A 20,747-nucleotide genomic window follows, 5' to 3' on the forward strand; every position below is an offset into this window, starting at 1 on the left:
ATTAGATAAGTAAGGAGAATACTTCATGGAAAATACACAACTACAAGAATGTATAAATGAATGTGAAAGTGCATTATCCCATTTACAACATGCTATGAGTAAGATGGATCATGAACAATCAAGGGCTAAAATGGAGCATGCACAAAAGGACTTACTAGACTGTATTGAGGAATGTAAAAGCATGTTAATGTAATGTTTATCAATAATCATAACTAACCATATCAATCTCCCCAATGAACCAACGGGGAGGTTTTTTTATGTGACGCAATAAATCTTCATTGACTAGTTATTAATGGAATAAACATATTAAGAGGACAAGTGCATCTGGTTGACTAATAATCCCACCAACAGATTAATTCTATACCCTTATCCATGTTCAATGATGTGATTACTTAATCGGTTTTATGACAATCCACCTTAATTGTTGTGTCTATTATTTGGTGTATCCATTAAAAAAACAAACCGTAATCAATAAAGCAAAGAGGGAATTCCAAAAAAATAGACTATTGAGTTTACAAAGGAATATAGTGATGACCACATATTATTTTTGTCAACAGTTGCCGGAATGCTTATGGGACTCTTTATGGGGTTGTTAGTTGGGATTCCGTCAGGTTTAACGGCGGTTATCGATGGCATGGTTTCTGAGATTATGGGTAGTATGATGGGCGCAATGTTGGGAGAAAAGATTCCAATTGAATTTAAGGACATAATGATCAAGATCATGTTGGCATAGCGCTCATATTATGGTTCCAATTGTTAATCCAGACAACATCCCTACTGTTATAGCGGTCATAATGCCATCAATTTCTTTTGTGTGTTTGGCATTTTTAATACTAAAGACCTGAACATATGTAATAGAATAAATGAAATCAGTAAAATCACATAATAAAATGTTTGTTTACTCAATTGTCTATATTGTTTTTGACGATAGAGAAGGAATTTAGTATATGGCAATAGGAATCTATTCACGTAGGGAGAAGTAATGCATAATGAATGGATATGGTTACCACTATGATGTAAGCTTCAATTTCTAGTAAAACACTTTATTAAGCTTGATTGGGTATTTAACCATTTTTGCTCCTTTTACATATACTGTGGTATGTGTAAGGAGGGATATAGTAATGCGATTACCAGCAACCGACTTGGGGATAATGGCTGAGCATCTTGCAACGCATGAAGGTGTGATCAATAAGTTGAAAATTTACTATGCAACTGTAAGAAACTCAGCCTTAAGAAATTTGCTTCACACACACTTACAAGTTTTGAGAAATCATGTTCGAGCTATGTTGATATTAATTGATCCCAATCAACAGGGACCATATCATTTGCATGAAATGGAAGATGTTCATTTAAATTTTGGTAATGAACAGTTTTCTGAACAGGAAAAAGATATTACCTTAGAAGCAAGAGCTACGGCAAAATTAATGTCTAGTAATAATTTTATGTCCGCCCTAATGATGAATGATGCAAATGTTAAACATGTTCATATTGAAATGGCATTACAGGAAGTGAGATTACAATCGCTTTATAGTGAAATTGTTCATCATATAAATGGAGATTTTACCCCCAAAGTCACAGAAAAGATGCAATTACTGACAATGCAAAAATATTATCATGTTTTAGGTGAATAAGGAATTCTAAAAAAGGTAAAAGTGCACCAATTTAATTTGATGCACTCTTACTTGCTTAATAAGGAGTATGCAAGATAATATTTAATAAGAATCCTAGATGAACGAAATGTGCATTATTCGATGAATAAAAAACAGTTTAAATTGATACAAATAATGAAATTAAGTTCGCAGAAAATTGAAGATATAAAGGATCTAACCCTTGATTTAACAAGAGTCAGGATTAATTATTATAAGATGCAAATAGCTGTTGCTAAGTCTTACAAAGACATTCTTCGTTTAAACACGGGGGATGTCTTTTTTTGTTTATTCACCTAAAGGTAGGCTTATTTTGAAGAAGTACAAAAAAACTAAACAAATAATTTGCTACGTAAATCTAATAATAGAATAATCATTCTAAGAAACGATTACATTAAAAGTAATCCTCTGTCTTAATTCATCTATACTGCGCAACAAAGAAGTTGACTAAGAACATCAGAGGCGTTTATTAATTTTTTAAAATATTAGATATAGATGATAAAGAGGAAAATCCATGGATAATGAAAATGTGCATACTGTTGGAATACTTGCTGATAGAGCTTTTGATTTGTTTTATACAGGGTCTAGATGGAGAAGTATATGCCGACCGTTATATTTCATCCCCGTCAAAATCCATGCATATGATTTTTCCATCTTTGGAGAAAGATATAGGATGGAAGTAAGACAAAACCAATCGAGGAGATATCATGACACATAACAACATGGGATGGAACTTTGACAACAGCTATGCACGTTTGCCGGAACGGTTTTTTGAAAGTGCGGAGCCGACGCAGGTGTCCTCCCCAAAAACAGTTCTATTCAATAAGCAGCTGGCAGAGGATTTAGGATTGGACATAAACGAACTGCAAACGGAAAAGGGTACCGCGGTTTTTGCCGGGAACACACTTCCGGAAGGGGCACAGCCGATTGCACAGGCCTATGCAGGTCACCAGTTTGGAAATTTCACCATGCTTGGTGATGGACGGGCGGTCATGCTCGGTGAGCAAATCAAGCCAGACGGGGAAAGGAAGGATATTCAACTCAAGGGGTCTGGGCGTACACCTTTTTCCCGTGGTGGTGACGGTCGTGCAACGCTTGGCCCGATGCTGCGCGAGTACATCATAAGCGAAGCGATGCATGCTCTTGGAATACCGACCAATCGCAGTCTGGCGGTAGTGACAACTGGAGAATCTGTGATGCGTGAAATAAAGCTTCCTGGCGCTGTTCTTACCCGAGTGGCAGACAGTCATCTGCGGATCGGCACGTTTGAATATGCGGCCCGCTGGGGGACTGAAGAGGAGCTCCGCGAATTGGCGGATTATGCGATCAACAGGCATTATCCGGATATCGAAGACAATCCAGACCAGTACCTGACCTTTTTCCGGGAAGTAGTCAAGCGGCAGGCGGAATTGATTGTCGACTGGCAGCTTGTCGGCTTTATCCATGGCGTGATGAATACCGATAACATGACGATCAGCGGTCAAACGATTGATTATGGTCCATGTGCGTTTATGGATGTATATGATCCGGCTACTGTGTTCAGTTCGATTGATGTGCAAGGACGTTATGCATATCAAAACCAGCCCGGAATCGGCCAATGGAACTTGGCTCGCTTCGCTGAGACTCTGTTACCGCTGCTTCATGAAAAGCAAGAGCACGCGATCAATCAGGCGAAAGAGATTCTTGGCGAATACAAGGATTTCTATGATGATTATTGGCTTGCGGGAATGAGGAAAAAACTCGGGCTGCACAATCAGGAGGAGCAGGATGAAGTGTTGATTCAAGGCTTGCTCGACATCATGGAGGAACACAATGCTGACTTTACCAATACTTTCCGCGCTTTGACAATAGACAAACCGGAGAAGACACCAATGCATGGTACGGAAGCATTTACGGACTGGTTCCAACGCTGGCAGGAAAGGCTGTCCAGGCAGGAAAAATCAAAAGATGAAGTTCATCAATTGATGAAGCGGTCAAATCCCAACGTGATTCCACGTAACCATCTTGTTGAGGAAGCATTGGAAGCTGCAGTTCAAAAAGGAGATTTCACCTTGACAGAGCGGCTTATCGAAGTGCTTTCCTCGCCGTATGCTTATACCGACAAACAGGAGCCTTATACTGAATTACCAGAACCATCCGACCGTCCATTTCAGACTTATTGTGGAACGTGAGGTTATATAAGTAGTCCCCCTTATCAAAGGGGGACCACACCTTGCCCAACAACCTGTGAGATGCCTGACAACAAGCAACCAGTTAGAAGGTATGGGGGTAATTTATAGCACCGAGATGGAGACAGCTTTAACTATATTGCCGGGCTCTCATTTTTGGTTCAGTATTACCATTCACACCAACTTGTGGTGGACTAATTTTCATTGTGTTTTACTACAGAATCCAGCGCTTTTTTCAATTCTTCCGGTTTTTGAGTACCAATTATCACTGTGTTATCTTTCAACTTTAAAACAATCCCTTTATTTCCGCTCATATTATAAGCTATTTCACCCTTTGTATTAATGCGGATTCCCCAACCTCCAAATTTTTTAAGTGAGTTGTAAGTAATCCTTTCATAGTCGTGTAGATTTCTGAAAAGGTATTTCTTATAGTGAAAATGAAACGGGAAAAAACGAATATAAATTCCATCTGTACGAACTTCTATTATAAGCTTTAGTAATCCAAACAACACTGGAATAGTGACACCAAATATCAACCAAAATACAACTGTTATCCCATCTGGTGCAGGGTTATTACCTATAGGAGAACCAAAAATAATTTGTTGAATGAACCAATACCACATGAAAGCGACAATCAGTAAAATCAATCCCCATAATCTAATTTGTCGTGGTCGCTGGACTTCTCGATACTCCACTTTATTATTCTCCGTCATAAAGATACTCCTTTTTTATTTACTATATGATTCTATTAAAGCACATATCAGGGGACGTTACCGATGCGAATGTTGTTTCTTATTCAACTAACAGGCAGGTTAACCAAAGAGCGGTTTATTTGTGTTCAATAAATGGGCTAGTTTGTTGAGAGGATAAATTCTGTTTTTTAGCGAATAGAATAACAAACAAACTTATCAAGAATACAGATATGGCAAAATAACAGAAACAAGGAGGTAGGAATATGAGAATAAGTAGAATAGATCATGTAGGTGTAATCGTAAACGATCTCTCTGCTGCTAAAGAATTTTTTCTCGATTTTGGCCTAGAAATGCTTGGAGAAGGAGAAGTGGAAGGTGAGTGGGTAGAACGAATAATTGGGCTTAATGGCGTTAGAGAGACGGTTGTTATGTTAGGGATGCCGGATGGTCAGGCAACTTTGGAGCTGGTCAAATTCCATACACCGGCAGATGAAAAAGGTATGCAAGAATCTTTTGCAAATACTTTGGGTATCCGGCATATTGCTTTTGCTGTAGAAGATATTGAAGGCGTGGTGGCCAAATTGAAAAAGAAAGGCACGGAACTTTTTGGTGAGATACAAAATTACGAAGACACTTATAAGTTATGCTACATTCGTGGGCCTGAAGGGATTATTTTAGAATTGGCGGAGAAAATTAGATAATTAGAGAGGTTATAAAGCACTGCTGTTTGATTTAGAAGATGGGATAAGCAGTAGATAAAATGTGTTTGATCGTTGGTTTCAGACCTATTGTGATACTTGAGTTTTTTGTGCTTAATTTCAAACACCCGTATCTTTTCGACTCCGCTTTTCGTTTATAATAAGTGAAAGACTAAATTCAAGGAGTGATTGGCAATGCGGCCGCTTGTTAACCAAACTCCAGCCGAAACGAAGGAAACCTTCACAAATGCTATCGAAGCCCATGTACCTCATTTGAAGAACTATTGTATTTCCCTGACCAGTTCGAAGTGGGACGGAGAAGACCTAATGCAGGAAACGCTGGCAAAAGCTTATCAAAGCCATAGGAAAGAAACGAAACCAATCACCAAAGCATACTTGTATCGAATAGCTTCCAACACGTGGATCGATCAATACCGCAAGCGAAAGCCGGATGAAGACTACAACAGGGAGCTATCCAGCCTGCCGGCGGAAAAGGCTGCGGATTCTGACTTTGTTTTGGAAGCAATTGAAACGGCGTTGCGTCAGTTGTCCCCCAAACAGCGGGTGTCTCTGCTTTTGACAGAAGGGTTTGGCTATACAGCCTTGGAAGCAGCCGAACTGGTCGGAACCAGCGAGGGAGCAATCAAAGCAGCGCTGCATCGGGGCCGAGCAAATTTGAAACGGCGAAGAAATTGGCAAGAGAGTGACTCGGATGAAGAAACCGTAGCAGGTTATATAACAGCCATTCATCATGCGAATCCGCAAAAAGTCGTCGAGCTTTTTAAAAAGGAAACACAGGAACCAACGATGGCTTATCGTTTTTCCGGTTTGCGAGCTGCTTCTTTTTCCGTCATCCCGATTTCAGCGGCAAATACTGTCTATGTAGTTGTCACACTGTCTTTGCCAGGTGGAAAAATGCTGGCTGTTCCGTTTTATCGAAAGGAGTGGCAGTCTCTATTGGCCTTGATTACAGGGGAGGTTTCTTTCGCGGCATAACGAAAGGAGTTATGAGAAATGTCCAATGTCATACCTTATGTGGTGGAACAGACAAATCGCGGAGAACGATCCTATGATATTTACTCACGCTTGTTAAAAGATCGCATCATCTTTCTCGGTTCAGAAGTGACAGATGAGACAGCCAACAGTGTAGTGGCCCAGTTACTATTTCTTGCTGCGGAGGATCCGGAAAAAGATATATCGTTATACATCAACAGTCCTGGCGGCTCGATTACAGCAGGTTTTGCGATTTATGACACGATGCAATTTATCAAGCCGGATATTCAGACAATCTGCACTGGGTTGGCCGCATCTTTTGGTGCTATGCTTTTAGTTGCAGGAACGAAAGGGAAGAGGATGGCCTTGCCAAACAGTGAAGTGCTGATCCATCAGCCGCTGGGTGGCGCCAAAGGCCAGGCAAGCGATCTGGAAATCAGCGCACGCCGGATTTTGCAAATGCGGCAACGTATTAACAACATTATTTCCGAGAGAACCGGACAGCCAATCGAAAAAATCGAAAAAGACTCTGACCGTGACTATTTCATGACCGCCGAAGAAGCGAAAGAATACGGGATGATTGATCACGTCATTCATTCCAAGGATGCACTGTAAAATCTTGAAATGGCCGATCCAATTACTGGGTCGGCCATTTTTCTATTTATCGATGCTTATCGTCCTAAAGTAAGCCTAACGGTGTTAGCTTGCAGGGATTTGTATTTAATAAGTTGAATATCGATATGAGAACACCAGAAAAGATAGAGGGCCCACTTGAAAGAAAGATATGGAACCCTTGTTGTTTCAGGTTTTATATATGAAAAGCTCGTGATTACTAAAAATATGTTTTTTATTAAACTAACTGGCAGGACAGTTTATTAAGAGGTTGGATTTTTATGGTAAAATTGACTTAGGAAAAATTGTTAAGGGAATAAAAATGAATTTTATATAAATTTTGATAACAATTTGTACAGCAGTTGGTTTATATTTATTTACAATAAGTCTTTCGGAATTAAAAGGAGGATAAGATAGAAAGAAATATATCTTATTTATGGTTTTAGATTATTTCTAATTTTCGTCTTTCCAAACCTTCTTATGACCTTACATTGTCATTAAAATAATTGGATTAAAATGCAAGGCAATCGTTCTTTTGCTAAATGTCAGGATTGCAGAGTAAGAAATGAGGAGATTATTATTAAAAAATTAATTGCACGTCTAACAATCATTTTGCTTTTATTAAGTGCTTGTTCGGAGAGTGAACAAGTTATTGAAATAGAAGATAAAGGTTTATCAAGTTCAATATTTATTCAAAAAGTGGAAAATAATTCATCCTCTGAAGAAATGACCAAGATGGTGAATGATAAACAAAAAATTGAAGATGTTTTGACTATGGTAGATGGGCTTAAAGCCAAAAAGACATCTTCGGAAGAAATGATGGATAAGATGAAGTCCACTAACACTTATATGTTTGCTTTTTCTAAGGGCGAGGAATTAAAAACGGGTAAAGCAGCACCTTATGCTTTTTATGCCTTAGAGAATGGCACCTTTATATTTCCCTACAATGATTTTAACTCTACACATAAACCTCTTATCACAATAGAAAAACATGAAGGGCTAGTAGATGAATTGAAACAACTGTTAGGAATTCAATTTTAGATAGAACGTTTACTAAAAAACGGAGGTTTATCTGTAAAAAGGGGAACAAGACCTTATTGCGATAAAAGTGGAAGATTTAAGTAACGGAGCGTTAGTTCAATTAGCAAATGATTAAAGGTTCTTTTTCCTATTTATGGAAGATTTTTTATATACATCACCATTGACTTTAAGAAAAAGGAATAATTCTGTAGCTGTATATAAAAGATCCCATTCCATTTATCGATAAGCAAAAATAATCTCCCGCAATCATACTCATAGGTGATATAGTAAAAACAAAGTGATTTTTTGGAGGATTCGATGTACCGTTATACATTTTGGCTTTGGTTTTTATTACTGGCAGGGTTATGGGGATTTGCCCTCCTGCAGCCGCAGGGAGCGGCTGGGATTTCTCCTGCCCGCTGGATTGGCAGTGCATTGCTTTTTGCCTTGTATTTTTTGCTTCCGCTGTTCCGCAGGCGGGCAGTAGCCCAGGCAATATTATTAAGCAGCTCCGGTCTAGTCATCATGGCTGTGTTTTGGCCGTTACATACAGATTCGCCTAACTATTTTAGCTTGTTGTTGTTTGCTTACTTGGCAGGAGAGGCTGCATATCGGCTGCCTGGCCGTCATGCTTTTATCTCCGGGGCTGTAATAGGAATTTGGGTCGTTCTTCCGGCATTTGAAGAAAACGGGCAATATTTTTCCTTTTCGTTTTTGTTCTTTTATCTGGCTATGCTTGGCTTGGCGCTTTCGATCTTTCATCGCATCCATCATGAAGCGGAGGCAGTCGCGGCTCGGTACGATGCCTTGCTACATGAGTACCGTGGCTTAAAGCGAAAAGCCGTCTCGGATGAGAAACTGGCCAGGCAACAGGAACGTGCCCAAATCGGCCGGGAAATTCATGACAGTGTAGGACATAAGCTCACCAATTTATTGATGCAGCTGGAAGTGGCACGGATGGAAGCGGGCGAAACAAAAAAAGAACGGATAAGCCTGTTAAAAGAATTGGCACAGGAAAGCCTGGATGAAACGCGCCGTGCGGTCAAAGCATGGAACGAGGAAGAGATCGGAGGCATTCCGGCAATGATTCGTTTGATCCGCAAGCTAGAGGCGGAAAATTTTATCCGGATACAATTTTCCGTAAAAAATCGTGCTTTTTCTGCACGATTGACGCCCGAACAAGCCGCAGCCGTGTACCGGGCTGTGCAGGAATCATTGACCAATGTAATGCGTCATGGACCGAAAAGAGAAGCTTCTATTACGTTTGAATCAGCTGGTGAACGCATCTTCCGGTTTGAAATCTCCAATCCGATTCTAGCAGGTTATCGATTTGAAGAGGGCTATGGCCTGACCGCTATGAAAGAACGTGTTCAACAGGCGGGCGGGAGTCTGGAAATTCTTGCTTTCAACAGCTTATTTATCGTACGGGGGATGTTCCCGCTGAAAAAGGAGGATGTCGCAGGTGGTTCGGATTCTATTGGCTGAGGATCAGTCGCTGGTTGCCCAAGGGCTTAAAATGATGATGGAAACAGAGGGGACTCTGCAGGTGACCGGGGAAGCGAAGAACGGAAAGGAAGCGATCGCCCTTTGTGAAAAACAGCAATTCGATTTGGCAGTCCTGGATATCCGTATGCCCGAAATGGACGGACTCGAAGCGGCCAAGGAAATCCGCAGCCGCTGGCCAAGTATGAAGATTTTGATCCTGACCACGTTTAACGATGACGAGTATGCCTTGCAGGCACTGCGTTTAGGAGCGCATGGCTACATGCTCAAGGATGCGGATGCCAAAACGCTGATCCACTCGGTGAAAAGTTGTCTTGCCGGCGGTTTACAGCTGCAGGGCGAAGTAGCGGCCAAAGTGATGCCGCGCCTTCTGTTTGCGAATAATAAAGAGGTGCAAAGAGAACACCATTTAACACCCAGGGAACTGGACATTTTAAAGCAGATTGGTGAAGGAAGAAGCAACAAAGAAATTGCAGCAGAATTGGCTTTATCGGTGGGAACGGTAAAAAACCACACCTCCCAGCTGTTGGATAAACTCGGGCTAAGGGATAGGACACAGCTGGCTATTTACGCCATACGGAATGACTTGGTATAAAAATGTGACGCAGGTCATGGTTTGTCATTTAGATTAGTGACGGAAGACAGTATGCACGCTGTCTTCTTTTTTTTATACTTTAAAAGACATAAACCAAATGTGGTGGAAAATGGTGTTGAAGGGGGAAAGCGCTGTGCTGGAAACAACGAATTTGAAAAAAGTATTTAAAAAGAATGTAGCGGTATCAGACGTCAATTTATATTTAGATAAAGGGGAATCCGTCGGCTTGCTTGGACCGAATGGGGCTGGCAAATCGACGGCGATATCGATGATTTCATCGCTCGTTAAACCGAGCGCAGGAGATGTGACATGGCATGGGAAGAGCGTGGTCAAAGATCCGAACGTCATCCGCATGCACTTGGGCGTCGTGCCGCAGGATATCGCGCTATATAAAGAACTAACGGCTGTGGAAAATCTGCGGTTTTTCGGAAGGATTTACGGGTTGAGAGGCAAGGAACTGGAATCGCAAATGGCAAATGTATTGGAAATCGTCGGCCTGACCGAGCGCAAGAATGAACTGGTCAAACATTATTCCGGCGGGATGCAAAGACGGGTAAATATCGCGGTTGCCCTGCTGCATGAACCGGAGATCATCATCATGGATGAACCGACGGTTGGAATCGATCCGCAATCGCGCAATTACATTCTGGAAATGGTTCAAAAACTCAACGAGGAGCAGGGAATGACTGTGTTGTACACAAGTCATTACATGGAAGAGGTCGAAAGGCTTTGTGACCGGATTTATATTATGGACGACGGCAAAGTGATCGCTTCCGGAACAAAGCAGGAACTCACCAGCATTTTGTCCAGTGAAGAAACGATTTGGATAGAACTGGATCGCTCCTACCCTGCTCTTGCCGCTGAGTTGAATGAGATGGATGGTGTGCTCCGTGTCACCGAGTCAGACAAGGGCATCAAACTGATCACACCGAAAAACAGCAGGCTGCTCGGTCGCATTTTCCAGGCTGCGGAACGCCAGCAAGCCCAGATAACCAGTTTAAATGTTCAAGTGCCGACGCTCGAGGATGTATTTTTACATCTGACAGGTCGCAAGTTGAGAGATTAGGGGGGGACGATGGATGCTATCATTTTTGAAAAAAGATGTAGTGGTATTGCTCCGGGATCGAACCGAATTGCTCGTCTTATTATTAATGCCGATCATTTTGACGGTGATTTTAGGATTCGCATTGAAAGGGATGTTTGCAGGAGGGTTTACTTCTTTTGATATGAAGGTTGCTGTTGTTGATCATAATAATCGCAATGCTGGGGTAGAGCAATTTACGGAAGAAGTCAGGCAGCTTTCCATACCGGTGGAAGCAAAAGATCAACTTATAAAAGCGGCAGAGTCTTCCGAACCTTCCGCCATGTTGATGAACATGCTTGAAGACGAGGAACTTGGCCAAGTGATGGAAACGGAAAAAATGAATGAAAACAAGGCAGAGGAAGCACTAGATGATGGCGAAGTTACCGCCCTGCTGAAGATACCGGAGAATTTCACCTATTTAACGCTAAAAAGGATGCTGCTGGACCAAGGGAAAGGCGCAGAGCTTGAAATGGTTGAGGGAAAGGATTCCTCGCTCATGTCTGGTATTTTCTATGACACGGTCGAGCGCTTCGTCCGTACGTTCAACTTTGAAACCGCCATTGCACAAGCAGCTGACGGGACAGAAGTCACAAGCAAACTGTCTGAAGGGAAGCAGGATGACTTAGGTGGCGTTATCACAGTTACAGACCAGGAGCCGATTTCATCGATTGAGTACTATTCGATCGGTATGGCTGTCATGTTTGCCATGTTTGTTGCATCGACAATTGCCTCAAAGGCTTATGTGGAGAATTATCAAAACGTGTTTTCTCGCATTCTATTATCGGGAAAGCATCCGCTTCTCTATTTGTCCGGAAAGGCGATCTCTACAACTGTATTAGTGTTTATGCAGCTTGTCCTGCTATTCGGCATGGGAAGACTTCTATTGCAAGCTTTTGCCGATAATTCCTGGCAGTTTTGGCTCGGTATGCTGGTGATCGGCGCAGTTTTTTCCTTATGTATCGGAGCTTTGGGTGCTTTATTGACCGCCATTACGGTGAAATCGGAAAGCAATGTTGTTCCAGGTATATTTGCAGGGGGGATTGTGACCGTGTTGGCCATGCTCGGAGGAAGTTTCTTCCCTGTGTCCGGAATGCCTGCATTGTTTACAACCCTTGGGAATTGGACGCCGAACGGGATTATGTTAAATATGACGCTTCAATGGGCGCAAGGTCTCGGGACGTCCTACATTTTACCGTTGATCTTTCGGCTGCTGCTATTGACGGTTGTACTAATCGCAGTCAGTTTGTTGATTTTTTCGAAAAGGAGGGCGGCTTAATTGAAATCAATTTTCCTTTTACAGCTGCAAAGGCTGCGCCGAGAACCTTTGATGGTCCTTTCCATGTTAGGAATGACTTTTATCTTTGTATTCTTTCTTGGCGGATTTGGAACTTACGGGCAAGTGGATGTTCCGGTTTATTTTGATCAATCCATGAAAGAAAAGGAACAGGATTCCCTACTGGCGCAGCTTAACGAATCGGACAGCTATATGTTTACAGAAACGGATCAGAAAACGGCCGAAAAACAAGTCGCTCTAGGCGATGTTGCCTTTGCGATGAAAGCGATGCCTGACAACTACAGGATGCTGACTGCCGCTGACGATCCCAATCAAGTGCTTGTCGATCAGTATGTCAAACAGATCTATGCGGAAAAGTTGCGTCTGCAGGAAGCCGAACAAGCTTCAGGAAATGGTGATTTCCGCGATCAGGTCGAAGCCGCCTTAGTGAATGCTCCTATTACGTTGACTGCTTCGACAGCTGAAGGGGAGTCGAGCGCCGGTGGATATGATCAACGCAATCATTTCTTGTTTGGCATGACGATATTCTTTTCGATCTACACGATCATTTTTAGCTTGAGTAAAGTCGCCGAAGAAAAACGGACTGGCACCTGGAACAGGGTGATTTTATCACCGGTCAAAAAACTCCACTTATACATCGGACACTTGGCTTACTCGTTTATGATCGGTTTTTTGCAAATCGTGTTTATCTTTTCCGTTTTCCAATATGGGTTTGATTATGATATCGGCGACAATTATGGCATGATTTTAGTGACCGTAGTCTGTTATACATTTGCCGTGGTTGCGCTGGGAATGTTGCTGTTAGGATTGGTGAAAAGCCTTGAGCAGCTCAACGCGCTTGTACCAATTATTTCGGTTAGTATGGCGATGATCGGGGGAGCATACTGGCCGATTGAAACGGTCAGTAACAACATCCTTCTCAGCATATCCAAAGTCGTCCCGGTTACCTACGGCATGGAAGCATTAAAGGGAATATCGTTGGGCCAGTCGATGTCTGCCTTGGCTCAGCCTTTAGCAATTCTAGTGGTGATCGGTGTTTTATGTATGGGGGTAGGAATAAACTTGATGGAGCGTAAAGTCTAACGTGCCCTGTTAATAGTGGAGGCAGTCCGGTGAAGGGGACTGCCTCCTTTATTTCGGGTGATCATGCGTACCCGTTTTTTTCTACTAGTGAAATAAAAGGGGTGAAGGCAGGAATTGCGTGCAGTAACTAGAAGACTAATACAAGGAACAGAACAAGGAGGTTTTTTGATGAGTAAAGTGGAGGAAATTCGGATTGTACATCTGCAGGTCCTTCAGGAATTACTCGGGAAAGTCGATGATAAACATGTCGATTTCAAGCCAAGAAGTCCCTTTTTTATAAACCAACTGGTCAAAGGATGAATTTGGCTATCCTGGCGGTTTTTAACTTTATACAAAAAGCTGGCCCGTTTTTGGAACAGCTTTTTGGGTAGGTTCTTTGAAAGTGAAGTTGATAGTGCTATTGTAAAATACGCTTCTTGGGCTGCTTTTTTGCTTGTTTTCCAATTTTTAGAAAGAAAAAGATTCTATTTATTAATTTTCTTTATTTCATCTAGTAAGTTTTTAATCTCTTCTGTTTGGTCTAATAAATTATTATTTATCTTTCTCAAAGCATCGTAAACAGCAAAAATACCTGCAAATACTAAGAATCCGAATAGGATATTCAATTTCAAACTCCTCCCCTTATCCTCTCAAAATACATATACTGATTATAACATTCGTCTTCCTCTTATTGTGCAGAAACAAAAAAATTATACCGGCCCAATAAAGGAAAGTAGTTTACATCGGGAAACTTGGCACCCAAATCGCATTCATTATTTTTATATTTTCTACATGATTCCCTTCCCATTAAGTCAAAATTTCATCTTGCGGTCTGCTTTTCATAGCGGAGAAGTTCTTCTGGTGGCGAAAGAGACGGAACCTACAAGGAGTTTCGTGGGTCTGTTTAAAAACGTACATTTTTAATAAATTTCTTATTTTTATTCGTTTTAAGTCGTCGTTTGGTTGATTTTTTTCTACTTAAGAAGGTATGATGTTCGTAAATGGTAGAGGAGGGATTCCATGTTTGGAGTGCCAGGTCAAGAAAAGGCTATGAAAATGGTATTGCTAGGTTCTGGGGAACTAGGTAAAGAGATGATCATCGAAGCACAGCGTCTGGGAGTGGAAACCGTCGCGATTGACCGTTACCCAGGAGCGCCGGCCATGCAAGTGGCACATCATTACCGTGTGATCGATATGCTCGACGGAGCTAAACTGAAGGAAGCGATTGAAAACGAGAACCCTGATTTAATCGTTCCTGAAATTGAAGCGATTGCTACTGATGCCCTGGTTGAATTGGAACGGCAAGGTTATCGTGTGGTTCCGACTGCTTATGCAACACAGCTGACAATGGACAGGGAAGGGATTCGGCGCTTAGCTAGTGAACAGCTAAAACTTCCGACAGCAGGTTATGCGTTTGCCGAATCATTGGATGAATTAAAACAAGCTGTACATAAAATCGGGACACCGTGCGTGATCAAGCCCTTGATGAGTTCCTCTGGAAAAGGTCAGACAGTTTGCCGGACGGAGGGAGAAATCGAAGCTTCCTGGCAGGAGGCAATAAAAAGCGGACGCGGAAAAAATACCAGGGTGATTGTGGAAGAATTCATCTCTTTCGATTCGGAAATTACCTTGTTGACCGTCCGCTCCTCTTCCGGGACAGTGTTCTGCCCGCCGATCGGTCATAAGCAACAAGATGGAGATTATATTCAGTCGTGGCAGCCCCATACAATGAGCGAGGGGCAAATACGGGAAGCAGAAGACATCGCCAAAAAGATCACAGATCATCTTGGAGGTTTTGGTGTCTTCGGAGTAGAATTGTTTATTACCAAACAGGGCGTTTACTTTAGCGAAGTTTCTCCGCGTCCTCATGACACGGGGATGGTAACAATGGCAACGCAGGATTTATCCGAATTCGCATTACATGTGCGGGCGATTCTGGGATTGCCGGTAGAAGAGGTGACACTTATTTCTCCTGGTGTAAGTCAAGCGGTCAAATCCGAGAGCGAGGGTGATTCCTATTTCCTGGAGGGGATTGAACAAGCATTGCAGACTCCTGGTACGCAGTTACGATTGTTTGGCAAACCAACTACATCGGTCGGACGCAGGTTGGCTGTCGTACTGAATAAAGCAGAAGATGTAAAAGCAGCAAAACAGCAAGTGGCAGAAGCTGCGTCCAAGCTGAAGGTGAAAAATATGGAGTCGGTGGGAAAGCTATAATCACACGTTTTTAAGGAAGGATTGGGAGCATGGAAACAACGTTGGCGGAAGCTTTCAAGCAAACGTCTTACCAGTTATCGGGCCATTCACCACGTAATCTAGAAGTGCTTAAACAAGCTTTGGATCAAGCGAATGGCGAAACAATCAGCGATATGTATGGCAAAGGAGAAATTATCGAGGATTTTCAAAATAAAATGGCCGGTTTCTTAGGGAAGGAAGCGGCAGTGTTTTTCCCGAGTGGCACGATGGCCCAGCAAATTGCTTTGCGGATATGGGCGGATGAAAAGCAGGTAAAGCGTGTTGCTTATCATCCACTGTCCCATCTGGAGATCCATGAAGAAGACGGGCTGAAAGAGCTTCACTATATCGATACTGTATTGTTGGCGGATGAGGATCGTGTCATCGGGTTGGACGATATAAAAGCAATGGATAAAGATATCGCTTGCCTGCTGTTGGAGCTGCCACAGCGGGAAATCGGCGGTCAGCTTCCAACATTTGAAACCTTGGAAGCAATCTCTGTTTATTGCAGAAAGCAGAACATCCGACTGCATCTGGATGGCGCGAGACTATTGGAAACCTTGCCTTATTATAAAAAATCAGCTTCCGATATTTGTGCCTTATTTGATAGTGTGTACATTTCCATGTACAAAGGATTGGGCGGTGTAGCTGGTGCGATTCTTGCCGGGGAAACATCTTTTACAGAAGCATCGAAAGTTTGGAAACGGCGGCACGGTGGGGACATTATCAGTCTTTATCCATATATTCTTTCCGCTGACTACTACTTTGAGAAACGCAGAGGCAAAATGGGACAATATTATCAGGACGCTGTGCAATTGGCTGCATTCTTTAACCAGTGCCCGGCCACAATGACAATTCCGGAGGTTCCAGTTTCTAACATGTTCCACGTTCATGTGGCGAAACGAAAGGAAGAAATAGAGTCTCTCTTGGCAGCTATTTATCAGGAGACTGAATTAGGGCTTACCAGTTATCTCAAAGAAACGGGAGATGAATCCTGTTATTTTGAAGTCAGTGTTGGAGATAGTTTTCAAACCATTCCGAAACCGGTTTTGGAAAGGACTTTTAAGTTGTTTGGTAAGGGGATAAATGAGCTGACTGTACATGAATGAAGGGCGCAGCCACTAATCATAGGGGAAAAATATACTCGACGCAATAAAAATGAGACATGAAACGAAAAACTGTTTTCGCTATGAACCTCCATAAACGATAAAAAGATGGTGAAGCTAGTCACCATCTTTTTATCGTTAGTCTTTACAGGAGAGAAAGGCTTCTCGTTTATTCATGTTTTGTTCCTATACTTCTTAGCCATTCTCGTAGCTGGGCTTTCGGATAATAGACTTTATTATTAATTATTACATGAGGGATATCGGGGAAATCCTCTTTCAACGATTTCGCGTCTTCCTAGGTGATCCCCAGAAAATAATGCACGTAATTTTCCTTCAACAGTTGTTGATCATCATTGTCACTAGATGTATCCATCAATCCTTTTGTTTCCGGGTTTTTGAAATTCTTCAGCCCCTCTCCGATAAAGTAACCTGCCACGGCTATTCCAATTGCTAGCCAGAAAAAATCCAATTCCATGGTGTTTCCTCCCTACTTTTTCTAAATTGCTTTATTTATGTTTACGTTTATCGGCTCTTGAAAGTTTCACTAACCCAGACACCGGATGAGTAGGCAGTTTTAAAGCATGATATAGGATAGGAGGTGAAAATATGCTTGCAGATGGACAGGATGAACATTTTGACGGTGAACGGGAAGGCGTTTATAACGATTCGATCGGCAAAGAAATCGGTGTGCAAAGCGATGCGCCTAAAGCATCGGCAAATCCTTTTCACGTGAAGACATTGAAGAAAGACAATGAATGGAAAAGATTTGATCGGACACGGAAGAGATAAGTTGAAAAACAGCGGTGAGAAAGGAATCTCGCCGCTGTTTTTCCCTACAAGTTGACGCCGTTCATATCAGGATAACGATCCCCGGCAGCTACATGTTGAGGAGATACCTTATCAATTCGCGCCAAATCTTCCTTCGTCAAGGTAACATCGAGAGCTCCTACGTTTTCTTCTAAATACTTTATCCGTTTGGTTCCGGGGATTGGCACAATGTCGTCTCCTTGTGCCAGCAGCCATGCCAATGCCAGCTGTGCAGGCTTACATCCTTTTTCCTGAGCGATTGTTTCGATATCGGTAACTAGGTCCAGGTTTTTCTGAAAGTTTTCCCCTTGGAAGCGAGGAGAAAAGCGGCGGTAATCGTCCTCGGCTAAATCCTCGAACCGTTTGATTTGGCCGGTCAAAAAGCCTCGTCCTAGTGGACTGTAAGGGACAAAACCAATGCCGAGTTCACGGCATGTCGGCAGGATTTCGTCTTCGACATCACGGCTCCATAGCGAGTATTCCGTTTGCAGTGCTGTGATTGGATGGACCTTGTGTGCCCGGCGGATGGTTGCCGGAGCAGCCTCTGACATGCCGAGAAAGCGGACTTTCCCTTCTTTTACTAAGTCAGACATCGCACCGATTGTCTCTTCAATCGGGACATCAGGATCTACACGGTGCTGGTAATACAAATCGATATGATCTACCCCAAGGCGCTTCAGACTGGCATCGCAGGCTTTTTTAACATAATCAGGATGCCCGTTCACACCGAGAAAGGAACCATCATCTCCCCGGACATTACCGAATTTGGTGGCAAGGACTACGTCATTTCTACGTCCTTTCAAAGCCCTCCCTACCAGTTTTTCGTTTTCGCCGACACCATACATGTCAGCTGTATCAAGAAAATTGACTCCCAATTCCAACGCTCGGTCAATCGTTTTTAAAGACTCATTGTCGTCGCGCCCGCTGTAAAAATCGGACATTCCCATGCAGCCTAATCCGAGAGCAGTTACTTCCAATCCTTGGCTTCCAAGATTCTTCTTTTCCATATCCCAGTTTCACACCCTTTTACTAAGTTTTTATGTGATTGTCTTTTGACAAAGTGTAACGAAAAATAGGTGAAGATGCCATTAATTGGTTTTGACCTAATAAAGGTTGTTTATATCGTACTGTAAGATATAATCTTAAATAACGATATGATTAGAGGTGAAGGACTTGGGGCTGGACGAAAAGCTTCTAAATGAGTATTGGACCGATATATATTTTTTATTGCACTATCCGCATAAAGAGAAAGTAACGCATCAGGTTATCCGAATCATGCAGTTGATTGAAAAAAAAGAAACTGTCGGTATAGGCGATGTAGCCGATTACTTTGGGATTTCTCCTAACACGGCATCGGAGCATGTGAAAAGGATAATCGAAAAGGGGTTAATTGTAAAAAACAGGGATAAGGCGGATGAAAGAAAAGTCATCTTAGCGTTGACCACATTAGGACAAAAGGTGTTGCAGCACAATACGAGTCTGGATAGTGAAAAATTAAAACAAGTACTCGTAGGAATGACAGAGGAGGAGAGACAACACATTGAATCAGCTTTTCAATTATTGAGGGAGCGTTCTATTCATGTTTGTTCTGATTAAGATTCTTTTGTCGGCAATAGTAATTGGGATAGTTACCGAGATTTCCAGACGGATACCTGCTTATGGGGGAATGCTTGCAGCTTTGCCGTTGGTTAGTTTGATCAGTATCATCTGGTTGAAAGTACAGGGGGAAGCCGGAACGGACCTAAGTAAGTTCGCTTTAGGAGTTCTTGCGGGATTTCCGGCTACTGCAGTTATGTTAGTCGTTGTTTATTATTCTTTGAAACATGCAGTCAACCTTTACCTATCTATTTTAATGGGGTTAACTGGATGGATTGTTTTTCTCATACTGCAGGAAGCGGTACTTCGTTATGTGAAACAGACCATCATGTCTTAACATGATAGGAATAGTCGGGAGGACATAAATGGATATAGCAAAAGAAGCAATCCGTAACACAGACGGTGAACCGATTCCTTACAGGTTTATTCGAAACAACTCGAACAATAGCAGACTTTGTGTCATGCTTCCGGGATTAGGCTATACAACGGATCAGCCATTGTTTTATTATGCAACCGGACTGTTTTTTGATAAAGGGTTTGATGTCTTACATATTCAATATGAATATGACAGTGCTTCCTTTACAAAACGGGATCGGAAAGAACAATTTAAAATCATAAGCGATGATGTAGAGAAAGTAATGGAAGAGGTCGTTCCAGAAGCTAAATACACGAGTATTTATATGATGGCCAAGTCTATCGGCACTGGCGGACTTGCTCATTTGTTGGAACTGGAGATGACAAAAGTTATTTGGCTGACCCCGCTGCTGCAAATAGATGCGCTCTATGATTGTTTGCGCAATAGTTGGAAAGAGAGCTTATTGCTTATTGGCGACCAGGACAAATGCTTTGTTAAAGAAAGGGTGAGCGGACTCGCTGCCAAGCGCAACTTTAAGGTGCAGATTTTCAAGGGTGCCGATCATTCCTTGGAGCATGAGGGCGGAATTTACCAGTCTATTGATTGCTTGAAAGCTGTCATGAAGGAAATAGAATTGTTTACGAGCGAATAATGGAAAAAGCAAGAGGTCACCAGGACATAAATCCATTTGCGGATGCTTTTGGTATCAGGAATAGAATACCTTGTTGACGAATCGGTATAATTTTTATATAGTAAGTAATAATTTAACACTGACTAGTGCGAGGAAAAGGATAGGCGTTTTTCTAACCGGTTTACAGAGAGGGAAGGCAAGGCTGGGAACTTCCCAACGCAGGAGAAAAATGCACCACCTTCGAGCAGTATTGAGGAAAGCAAGTATTCAATACCGCAGCCGCGGCGATAAAGCGGAATGAGCTGTCACTTTTTTCAGAGTGACGGGAAGCTGGGTGGAACCACGGGTCTGACACACACTCGTCCCTTTCTTAGAGGGATGCGGTGTGTTTTTTATTTGCAAAAAATATAGAAGAATTGCGATGACAAGGACAACAGTTTTTCTAAAACGGCCGACAGAGAGGGAAGGCGAGGCTGAGAACTTCCCGGTGCAGGGAGAAAAGCTTACCACCTTGGAGCAGTCACGGGGAACTTTAGTAACCGGACCGCAGACGCTGTGATAAAGCCGTAACGAAGCCGTTTTGTAATCATATTTACTTGACGGAAAGCTGGGTGGAACCACGGGTATCAAACACGCTCGTCCCTTTTTTA

The 20,747-nt window shown here is 42.4% G+C and carries 24 protein-coding genes; 20 read left to right on the forward strand and 4 right to left on the reverse strand.

The window, feature by feature from the left end; all coding sequences use genetic code 11:
- Positions 1–25 precede the first annotated feature (25 nt).
- The 3 genes from ERJ70_RS07010 (at position 26) to ERJ70_RS07020 (ending at position 3,817) form a co-directional block, all read left to right on the forward strand.
- Positions 26–193: a hypothetical protein gene (locus ERJ70_RS07010; protein ID WP_209368181.1), complete on the forward strand. Its 168-nt coding sequence runs from the start codon at positions 26–28 to the stop codon at positions 191–193.
- A 928-nt stretch (positions 194–1,121) separates the two neighbouring features.
- Positions 1,122–1,631, forward strand: a complete 510-nt coding sequence (locus ERJ70_RS07015) for a hypothetical protein (RefSeq protein WP_209368183.1) — start codon at positions 1,122–1,124, stop codon at positions 1,629–1,631.
- 722 nt (positions 1,632–2,353) lie between these two features.
- Positions 2,354–3,817 carry a protein adenylyltransferase SelO gene (locus tag ERJ70_RS07020; protein WP_209368184.1) on the forward strand — a complete coding sequence of 488 codons (1,464 nt, stop codon included), beginning with the start codon at positions 2,354–2,356 and terminating at the stop codon, positions 3,815–3,817.
- A 191-nt stretch (positions 3,818–4,008) separates the two neighbouring features.
- On the opposite strand, the gene ERJ70_RS07025 is transcribed toward ERJ70_RS07020, so the two are convergent.
- Positions 4,009–4,527: a DUF6141 family protein gene (locus ERJ70_RS07025; protein WP_209368186.1), complete on the reverse strand. Its 519-nt coding sequence runs from the start codon at positions 4,525–4,527 to the stop codon at positions 4,009–4,011.
- Positions 4,528–4,769: 242 nt separating this feature from the next.
- Here ERJ70_RS07025 and ERJ70_RS07030 point away from each other — a divergent pair, with 242 nt between their 5' ends.
- The 10 genes from ERJ70_RS07030 (at position 4,770) to ERJ70_RS20120 (ending at position 13,688) form a co-directional block, all read left to right on the forward strand.
- Positions 4,770–5,207, forward strand: coding sequence for a VOC family protein (locus tag ERJ70_RS07030; protein WP_209368188.1), 438 nt, complete (start codon positions 4,770–4,772; stop codon positions 5,205–5,207).
- A 192-nt stretch (positions 5,208–5,399) separates the two neighbouring features.
- On the forward strand, positions 5,400–6,200 hold the full coding sequence (locus ERJ70_RS07035) for an RNA polymerase sigma factor (RefSeq protein ID WP_209368190.1): 801 nt from the start codon (positions 5,400–5,402) through the stop codon (positions 6,198–6,200).
- 18 nt (positions 6,201–6,218) lie between these two features.
- Complete coding sequence (gene clpP / locus ERJ70_RS07040; RefSeq protein ID WP_209368191.1) at positions 6,219–6,812, forward strand: ATP-dependent Clp endopeptidase proteolytic subunit ClpP; 594 nt, start codon at positions 6,219–6,221, stop codon at positions 6,810–6,812.
- Between the two features lie 513 nt (positions 6,813–7,325).
- The gene (locus ERJ70_RS07045) at positions 7,326–7,850 is read left to right on the forward strand and encodes a hypothetical protein (protein ID WP_209368193.1); all 525 of its coding nucleotides are present in this window, start codon (positions 7,326–7,328) and stop codon (positions 7,848–7,850) included.
- Positions 7,851–8,147: 297 nt separating this feature from the next.
- On the forward strand, positions 8,148–9,314 hold the full coding sequence (locus ERJ70_RS07050; RefSeq protein ID WP_209368195.1) for a sensor histidine kinase: 1,167 nt from the start codon (positions 8,148–8,150) through the stop codon (positions 9,312–9,314).
- A complete protein-coding gene (locus tag ERJ70_RS07055) occupies positions 9,292–9,927 on the forward strand; it encodes a response regulator transcription factor (protein ID WP_209368196.1) in 636 nt (211 codons plus the stop codon). Before ERJ70_RS07050 ends, ERJ70_RS07055 begins: the two co-directional genes overlap by 23 nt.
- 133 nt (positions 9,928–10,060) lie before the next feature.
- Positions 10,061–10,993: an ABC transporter ATP-binding protein gene (locus ERJ70_RS07060; protein ID WP_209368198.1), complete on the forward strand. Its 933-nt coding sequence runs from the start codon at positions 10,061–10,063 to the stop codon at positions 10,991–10,993.
- A gap of 13 nt (positions 10,994–11,006) precedes the next feature.
- Complete coding sequence (locus tag ERJ70_RS07065; protein WP_209368200.1) at positions 11,007–12,287, forward strand: ABC transporter permease; 1,281 nt, start codon at positions 11,007–11,009, stop codon at positions 12,285–12,287.
- The gene (locus ERJ70_RS07070; protein WP_209368202.1) at positions 12,288–13,388 is read left to right on the forward strand and encodes an ABC transporter permease; all 1,101 of its coding nucleotides are present in this window, start codon (positions 12,288–12,290) and stop codon (positions 13,386–13,388) included.
- Between the two features lie 168 nt (positions 13,389–13,556).
- On the forward strand, positions 13,557–13,688 hold the full coding sequence (locus ERJ70_RS20120) for a hypothetical protein (protein WP_256439080.1): 132 nt from the start codon (positions 13,557–13,559) through the stop codon (positions 13,686–13,688).
- Between the two features lie 164 nt (positions 13,689–13,852).
- Here the strand turns inward: ERJ70_RS20120 and ERJ70_RS07075 are convergent, their stop codons facing one another.
- The gene (locus ERJ70_RS07075; RefSeq protein WP_209369594.1) at positions 13,853–13,999 is read right to left on the reverse strand and encodes a hypothetical protein; all 147 of its coding nucleotides are present in this window, start codon (positions 13,997–13,999) and stop codon (positions 13,853–13,855) included.
- A gap of 388 nt (positions 14,000–14,387) precedes the next feature.
- On the opposite strand from ERJ70_RS07075, the gene purT reads away from it, so the two are divergent.
- Together purT and ERJ70_RS07085 are read left to right on the forward strand one after the other, a co-directional pair.
- Positions 14,388–15,584, forward strand: coding sequence for a formate-dependent phosphoribosylglycinamide formyltransferase (gene purT, locus ERJ70_RS07080; RefSeq protein WP_209368203.1), 1,197 nt, complete (start codon positions 14,388–14,390; stop codon positions 15,582–15,584).
- 29 nt (positions 15,585–15,613) lie between these two features.
- Positions 15,614–16,711, forward strand: coding sequence for a threonine aldolase family protein (locus tag ERJ70_RS07085; protein ID WP_209368205.1), 1,098 nt, complete (start codon positions 15,614–15,616; stop codon positions 16,709–16,711).
- A 292-nt stretch (positions 16,712–17,003) separates the two neighbouring features.
- Here ERJ70_RS07085 and ERJ70_RS20180 read toward each other — a convergent pair whose 3' ends face one another.
- The gene (locus ERJ70_RS20180) at positions 17,004–17,183 is read right to left on the reverse strand and encodes a hypothetical protein (protein ID WP_309507378.1); all 180 of its coding nucleotides are present in this window, start codon (positions 17,181–17,183) and stop codon (positions 17,004–17,006) included.
- Positions 17,184–17,314: 131 nt separating this feature from the next.
- On the opposite strand from ERJ70_RS20180, the gene ERJ70_RS07095 reads away from it, so the two are divergent.
- Positions 17,315–17,497 carry a hypothetical protein gene (locus tag ERJ70_RS07095; protein WP_209368207.1) on the forward strand — a complete coding sequence of 61 codons (183 nt, stop codon included), beginning with the start codon at positions 17,315–17,317 and terminating at the stop codon, positions 17,495–17,497.
- Positions 17,498–17,541: 44 nt separating this feature from the next.
- Here the strand turns inward: ERJ70_RS07095 and ERJ70_RS07100 are convergent, their stop codons facing one another.
- Positions 17,542–18,522, reverse strand: a complete 981-nt coding sequence (locus tag ERJ70_RS07100; RefSeq protein WP_209368209.1) for an aldo/keto reductase — start codon at positions 18,520–18,522, stop codon at positions 17,542–17,544.
- A gap of 166 nt (positions 18,523–18,688) precedes the next feature.
- Here ERJ70_RS07100 and ERJ70_RS07105 point away from each other — a divergent pair, with 166 nt between their 5' ends.
- From ERJ70_RS07105 to ERJ70_RS07120, 4 genes are all read left to right on the forward strand, one after another.
- The gene (locus ERJ70_RS07105) at positions 18,689–19,111 is read left to right on the forward strand and encodes a MarR family winged helix-turn-helix transcriptional regulator (protein WP_374099773.1); all 423 of its coding nucleotides are present in this window, start codon (positions 18,689–18,691) and stop codon (positions 19,109–19,111) included.
- Entirely contained in the window at positions 19,095–19,448 is a 354-nt protein-coding gene (locus ERJ70_RS07110) for a DUF3147 family protein (protein ID WP_209368211.1), read from the forward strand. Before ERJ70_RS07105 ends, ERJ70_RS07110 begins: the two co-directional genes overlap by 17 nt.
- Positions 19,449–19,476: 28 nt before the next feature.
- A complete protein-coding gene (locus ERJ70_RS07115; protein ID WP_209368213.1) occupies positions 19,477–20,118 on the forward strand; it encodes an alpha/beta family hydrolase in 642 nt (213 codons plus the stop codon).
- A gap of 400 nt (positions 20,119–20,518) precedes the next feature.
- Positions 20,519–20,656: a hypothetical protein gene (locus tag ERJ70_RS07120; RefSeq protein ID WP_209368215.1), complete on the forward strand. Its 138-nt coding sequence runs from the start codon at positions 20,519–20,521 to the stop codon at positions 20,654–20,656.
- Positions 20,657–20,747 lie beyond the last annotated feature (91 nt).

It is taken from the genome of Sediminibacillus dalangtanensis, assembly GCF_017792025.1.
Classification (GTDB): Bacteria; Bacillota; Bacilli; order Bacillales; family Amphibacillaceae; genus Sediminibacillus; species Sediminibacillus dalangtanensis.